Raw genomic sequence first — 6,166 nt, 5'->3', positions numbered from 1 at the left:
AATCATGAAGTCGTAACCGGCGCGCTTGGCATACGGCCCCGTCTGACCGAACCCGGTAATAGAGCAATAGATGAGCCTGGGGTTCTCTAGCTGCAGTGATTCGTAATCCAGGCCGTAAGCCTTCAACCCGCCAACCTTGAAGTTCTCGATGACAATATCGGACTTCGCCGCCAGCTCCCGAACTAACTTCTGACCTTCAGGCTGAGTGAAGTCTATAGTGACGGACTGCTTGTTACGGTTGGCTGACAGGTAGTACGCAGCTTCAGACGTATTTTCTCCACGCGGATCCTTCAGAAAGGGCGGCCCCCAGGCGCGCGTATCGTCACCATTGCCCGGGCGCTCGATCTTGATGACCTCTGCACCCAAGTCAGCCAGAATCTGCCCTGCCCACGGGCCCGCGAGCACCCGAGACAAGTCCACCACACGCAAATGCGATAACGCGCCCATTGCAGGCTCCTTAATAGAAGGCCTGGATGCCGGTCTGGGCACGACCCAGGATGAGCGCATGGACGTCGTGAGTGCCTTCGTAGGTATTGACCACTTCCAGGTTGACCAGATGCCTGGCGATGCCGAACTCATCAGAAATGCCATTACCACCCAACATGTCACGCGCCATACGTGCGATGTCCAAGGACTTGCCGCAAGAGTTGCGCTTCATGATGGAGGTGATTTCAACCGCTGCGGTGCCCTCGTCTTTCATGCGGCCCAGACGCAGGCAGCCCTGAAGCGCCAGCGTGATCTCGGTCTGCATGTCAGCGAGCTTTTTCTGAATCAGCTGATTAGCTGCAAGCGGACGGCCAAACTGTTGACGGTCCAGCGTGTATTGACGCGCGGTGTGCCAGCAAAACTCGGCAGCCCCCAAGGCGCCCCAGGAGATGCCATAGCGGGCGGAGTTCAGGCACGTGAACGGACCTTTAAGACCACGGACATCCGGGAAAATGTTCTCTTCCGGCACAAACACGTTGTCCATGACGATCTCGCCGGTAATCGAAGCGCGAAGGCCAACCTTGCCGTGAATCGCCGGAGCCGTCAGGCCTTGCCAGCCTTTTTCCAGTACAAAGCCGCGGATATCGCCAGCGTCATCTTTGCCCCAGACAACGAATACGTCGGCGATGGGGCTGTTGGTGATCCACATTTTGCTACCGGTCAGGCGGTAACCGCCTTCGACGCTCCGCGCACGGGTGATCATCGCACCCGGATCCGAACCATGATTGGGTTCGGTAAGGCCGAAGCAGCCAATCCACTCACCGGACGCGAGTTTGGGCAGGTACTTCTGTTTTTGCGCTTCAGTGCCGAATTCATTGATTGGCACCATGACCAGGGAGGACTGCACGCTCATCATGGAGCGATAACCTGAATCGACGCGCTCGACCTCGCGAGCGATCAGGCCGTAACACACGTAGTTCAGACCGCTACCGCCGTACTGCTCCGGGATCGTGGCGCCGAGGAGACCTATCTCACCCATCTCGCGGAAAATCGCTGGATCTGTCTTTTCATGCCGGAAGGCTTCAAGTACACGCGGCGCTAGCTTTTCCCTCGCGAACTGCTCGGCGCTGTCGCGAACCATGCGCTCTTCTTCGGTGAGTTGCTGGTCCAGCAACAGGGGGTCGATCCAACTGAAACTTGCCTTGCCGCTCATGATTCTCTCCTCACCAAATGCGCTTCCGGACCTGCCGGAGAAGTAATGAAGCGAGCCTAGGCCTGGAACCATCAAGGGAGCAAACGACGATTTCGCACCGTCTTGTGCTAATTTCTCACTCCGAAGCACACTGATAAGCAGCCTGTCCGTTCTTCTGAGTGAGGCAAAGGTACATGCGCCGTAAAATCCCAAGCACCACCGCGTTGGTAAGCTTCGAGGCCGCTGCGCGGCACGAGAGCTTCACAAAAGCGGCCGAAGAGCTTTCGCTGACCCAGAGCGCGATCTGCCGACAGATCGCCAGCCTGGAAGAGTTCTTGAATGTCGGCCTGTTCCGACGCTCGCGACGGGGTGTGAAGCTAACAGAGGCGGGCCTTTCCTACAGTCGGCGCATTGCAACGCAACTCGACGCCGTTGAACGTGACACGCTGTCAGTGATGGGTCACCAGGGCGTTAATGTGATCGAACTTGCGGTGGTGCCTACCTTCGGCACGCAATGGCTACTTCCGCGTTTAAAGGATTTTCAGAAGAAACACCCTGACGTCACTGTCAACCTGACGAACCGCACGAGGCCCTTTTTGTTCGCGGATACCGAATTCGACGCAGCGATTTATTTTGGCGATGCTGATTGGTCCGGTACCGAATCTCACAGACTGATGGGTGAGAACCCGATGCCGGTCTGCAGTCCGGCACTGCTTGGGGCACGGCACAGCATTAGCGCTCAAGAGTTGGCCGAGATGCCGCTGCTCCAGCAAACCACTCGGCCCTATGCCTGGCGGCAATGGTTCAACTCGCGAGACATGGGCGTGGCCCGCGACATGACAGGTCCTCGTTACGAGCTATTCTCCATGCTCGCGCAGGCAGCCATGCACGACATGGGTGTGGCGCTCATACCGCCATTTCTAATTCAGCATGAACTGGCCGAAAAGCGCCTGGTGATTGCCAACCCCCATCAGCTTTCTAGCTCAAAGGCGTATTACTTGATGATTCCAGAGCGCAAAACGGAATCGGCGTCCCTGAAAGCGTTTCGGGACTGGCTGATTCAGCAGGCCGACACTTACTCGCTGCCTTAAACACCCATCTGCGTCTTAAAGACTTAATGTAGTACGCCTACTTCAGAACCTACAGATATCCTGAATTGTCGCATTTACGACACACGTTTCAGCTCTGGCCTTATCGCTCCAATAGTCATACAAATAGAGCCCTCCAGCCTGTTTTCAGGGCGTTTTATAATTTCGTCGTCGGAAGACCCCTGCGGACTGATAATTCATAAAAGATCATTTACATCAGACACTTGTGAGATTTAGTGCGTCAATCGGTCACAGGGTGACTTGTAGTACATTTTTCGTTCAGTTACAGAAACCCTTGAAGGCCTCTGACATCCCCTGCAAAATGCCGCGCCCGGCTGTTTTAACGGGCGTAGTGATCGCAATCCCAGCCCTCGGGCCGTAGCGCGCTGGCCTAATTAAGACAATAAGATCACGCAGGAGATTTGACGTGCACATTGGAGTCCCCCTCGAAACCCAGCCTGGTGAAACCCGGGTCGCCGCCACTCCCGAAACCATCAAAAAGCTCATCGCCCAAGGCCACACCGTGACTGTGCAGAACGGCGCGGGCATTACGGCGAGCGTGACCGACAGTGCTTACGAGGCGGCAGGTGCATTGATCGGCAGCGCCGCCGATGCGTTCGGCGCTGAACTCATCCTCAAGGTCTCCGCTCCCGGCGACGCCGAGTTGCCGTTGATCAAAAGCGGCACCGTGGTAGTCGGGATGCTCAACCCGTTCAATAACGACATGATCGCCAAGCTGGCCGAACGCGGAATTGCCGCCTTTGCCCTCGAAGCTGCGCCACGCACCTCGCGCGCGCAAAGCCTTGACGTGCTGTCTTCCCAAGCCAACATCGCCGGCTATAAAGCTGTGTTGTTGGCGGCGCATCACTACCCGCGCTTTATGCCGATGCTGATGACTGCGGCCGGTACGGTGAAAGCAGCGCGAGTGCTGATTCTCGGCGCGGGCGTTGCGGGGCTGCAGGCCATCGCCACGGCCAAACGCCTGGGTGCGGTTATTGAGGCCTCGGATGTGCGTCCGGCGGTGAAGGAACAGATCGAGTCGCTAGGGGCCAAGTTCGTTGACGTGCCATACGAAACTGACGAGGAGCGCGAGGCTGCCGTGGGCGTCGGCGGTTACGCCCGCCCGATGCCAGCCAGCTGGATGCAGCGCCAGGCGGTAGCCGTGCATGAGCGCGCCAGGCAGGCGGACATCGTGATTACCACGGCGCTGATCCCTGGTCGCAAGGCACCGGTGCTCTTGAGCGCTGAAACAATCGCGCAAATGAAGCCCGGTTCGGTGGTGATTGATCTGGCTGCCGCGCAGGGCGGCAACTGCCCGCTTACGGTGGCGGACCAGGTGGTGGTCGAGCACGGCGTGACCATCGTTGGCCACACGAATCTCCCGGCCATGGTTGCGGCGGATGCATCTGCTCTTTATGCCCGCAACCTGCTGGACTTCATGAAGCTGCTTTTCAACCAGGAAGGGCAGTTCCAGATCAACCTCGAAGACGACATCGTCGCCGCGTGCCTTATGTGCCGCGATGGCCAAGTCATCCGCAAAAACGGCTGAGGATAAAAATAATGGAAGAGTTCATCTCACCCGGCATCTACAACCTGATCATCTTCGTGCTCGCCATTTACGTCGGCTACCACGTGGTCTGGAACGTGACGCCTGCGCTGCACACGCCCCTGATGGCAGTTACAAACGCCATCTCGGCCATCGTTATCGTCGGCGCGATGCTCGCTGCAGCGCTGACAGTAACGCCACTGGGCAAAACCATGGGCACGCTGGCCGTCGCGCTGGCCGCCGTTAACGTCTTCGGCGGTTTTCTGGTCACCCGGCGCATGCTGGAGATGTTCAAAAAGAAAGCGCCCAAGGTTAAAGACGAGGTGGCGAAGTAATGAGCATGAACCTCGTCACATTGCTGTACCTCGTCTCGGCGATCTGCTTCATCCAGGCGCTGAAGGGCTTGTCTCACCCGACCACGTCGCGTCGAGGCAACCTGTTCGGCATGCTCGGCATGGGTCTGGCTGTCTTAACTACGGTCGGACTGGTCTTCAAACTGGCCGCGTTGTCCACGGACGGTGCCAGCGCAGGGATTGGCTATATCCTGATCGGTTTGCTGGTCGGCGGCACTGCCGGTTCGATCATGGCCAAGCGCGTCGAAATGACCAAGATGCCGGAACTGGTCGCCTTCATGCACAGCATGATCGGTCTGGCCGCCGTATTCATCGCCATCGCTGCCGTGGTCGAGCCACAATCGCTGGGCATTGTTCACCACTTGGGTGATCCGATTCCGGCGGGCAATCGTCTGGAGTTGTTCCTTGGCGCAGCGATTGGTGCGATCACCTTCTCCGGCTCCGTCATCGCGTTCGGCAAGCTGTCTGGCAAATACAAATTCCGCCTGTTCCAGGGCGCACCGGTGCAGTTTGTCGGCCAGCACAAACTCAATCTGATTCTGGGCCTGGCGACGTTGCTGTTCGGCATCACGTTCATGCTGACGGGTAGCCTGTTCGCGTTCAGCATTATGCTGATCCTCGCGTTCGTGATTGGCGTGCTGCTGATTATCCCGATTGGTGGCGCAGACATGCCGGTTGTGGTGTCGATGCTCAACAGTTACTCAGGCTGGGCGGCGGCGGGCATTGGCTTCTCGCTGAACAACTCCATGCTGATCATCGCCGGTTCCCTGGTCGGCTCATCCGGCGCGATTCTGTCGTACATCATGTGCAAGGCGATGAACCGCTCGTTCTTCAACGTGATCGGTGGCGGCTTCGGTGGGGCAACGGATGCCGGTGCTGCGAGCGGCACCCAGGAAGCCCGGCCGGTTAAATCGGGATCAGCTGACGATGCGACCTTCCTGCTGACCAACGCCGACACTGTAATCATCGTGCCGGGTTACGGGCTGGCGGTCGCTCGAGCGCAGCACGCGCTGAAAGAGCTGACCGAAAAGCTGAACCACGCGGGCGTCACGGTGAAGTACGCGATCCACCCGGTGGCCGGCCGGATGCCGGGGCACATGAACGTCCTGCTGGCGGAGGCCGAGGTGCCTTACGACCAGGTGTTCGAGATGGAGGACATCAACTCCGAGTTCGGTCAGGCCGACGTCGTTCTGGTGCTGGGCGCCAATGATGTGGTCAATCCGGCGGCCAAGAACGATCCCAAATCACCGATTGCCGGCATGCCGATCCTCGAGGCGTACAAGGCCAAGACCATCATCGTCAATAAGCGCTCCATGGCCAGCGGCTATGCAGGCCTGGATAACGAGCTGTTCTATCTGGACAAAACCATGATGGTCTTTGGTGACGCCAAAAAGGTCATCGAGGACATGGTCAAAGCGATCGAATAGCGGTTGCAACCCGCGATAAAACAACCCTCGGCGCAGGTGACGGCCGAGGGTTTTTACACCCCGGGTAAAAGTGTTTCTCGCGCAGAGGCGCTAATTAGAGCCTTTAGTGCGACCTTGGTAGCGGGACGAACACA

6 protein-coding genes (1 of these 6 running past the window's edge) are annotated in these 6,166 nt (G+C 58.1%); 4 read left to right on the top strand and 2 right to left on the bottom strand.

The window, feature by feature from the left end; all coding sequences use genetic code 11:
• Both JN403_RS05105 and JN403_RS05100 read right to left on the bottom strand, forming a co-directional pair.
• On the bottom strand, positions 1-447 hold the 5' portion of the coding sequence (locus JN403_RS05105) for a CaiB/BaiF CoA-transferase family protein (RefSeq protein ID WP_205485814.1). The gene continues 774 nt to the left of window position 1, outside the view; 447 of the gene's 1,221 nt are visible here — the first part of the coding sequence; the start codon lies at positions 445-447; its stop codon lies beyond the left edge, outside the window.
• Between the two features lie 10 nt (positions 448-457).
• Positions 458-1,639, bottom strand: a complete 1,182-nt coding sequence (locus JN403_RS05100) for an acyl-CoA dehydrogenase (protein ID WP_205485812.1) — start codon at positions 1,637-1,639, stop codon at positions 458-460.
• A 173-nt stretch (positions 1,640-1,812) separates the two neighbouring features.
• Here JN403_RS05100 and JN403_RS05095 point away from each other — a divergent pair, with 173 nt between their 5' ends.
• From JN403_RS05095 to JN403_RS05080, 4 genes are all read left to right on the top strand, one after another.
• Entirely contained in the window at positions 1,813-2,709 is an 897-nt protein-coding gene (locus JN403_RS05095; RefSeq protein ID WP_122534345.1) for a LysR family transcriptional regulator, read from the top strand.
• Positions 2,710-3,133: 424 nt separating this feature from the next.
• Positions 3,134-4,255: a Re/Si-specific NAD(P)(+) transhydrogenase subunit alpha gene (locus JN403_RS05090; RefSeq protein WP_205485809.1), complete on the top strand. Its 1,122-nt coding sequence runs from the start codon at positions 3,134-3,136 to the stop codon at positions 4,253-4,255.
• Positions 4,256-4,266: 11 nt separating this feature from the next.
• Positions 4,267-4,587 (top strand): NAD(P) transhydrogenase subunit alpha, encoded by a 321-nt coding sequence (locus JN403_RS05085; RefSeq protein WP_074892477.1) that lies wholly within the window; start codon positions 4,267-4,269, stop codon positions 4,585-4,587.
• Complete coding sequence (locus JN403_RS05080; protein WP_205485800.1) at positions 4,587-6,032, top strand: NAD(P)(+) transhydrogenase (Re/Si-specific) subunit beta; 1,446 nt, start codon at positions 4,587-4,589, stop codon at positions 6,030-6,032. The genes JN403_RS05085 and JN403_RS05080 overlap by 1 nt, the downstream gene beginning before the upstream one ends.
• Positions 6,033-6,166: the final 134 nt, after the last annotated feature.

Source organism: Pseudomonas sp. 15A4, assembly GCF_016925575.1.
In the GTDB taxonomy this organism is placed as follows: Bacteria; Pseudomonadota; Gammaproteobacteria; order Pseudomonadales; family Pseudomonadaceae; genus Aquipseudomonas.
The sequence above is the reverse complement of the archived record's forward strand: the minus strand, read 5'-3'. Positions and strand labels throughout refer to the sequence as shown.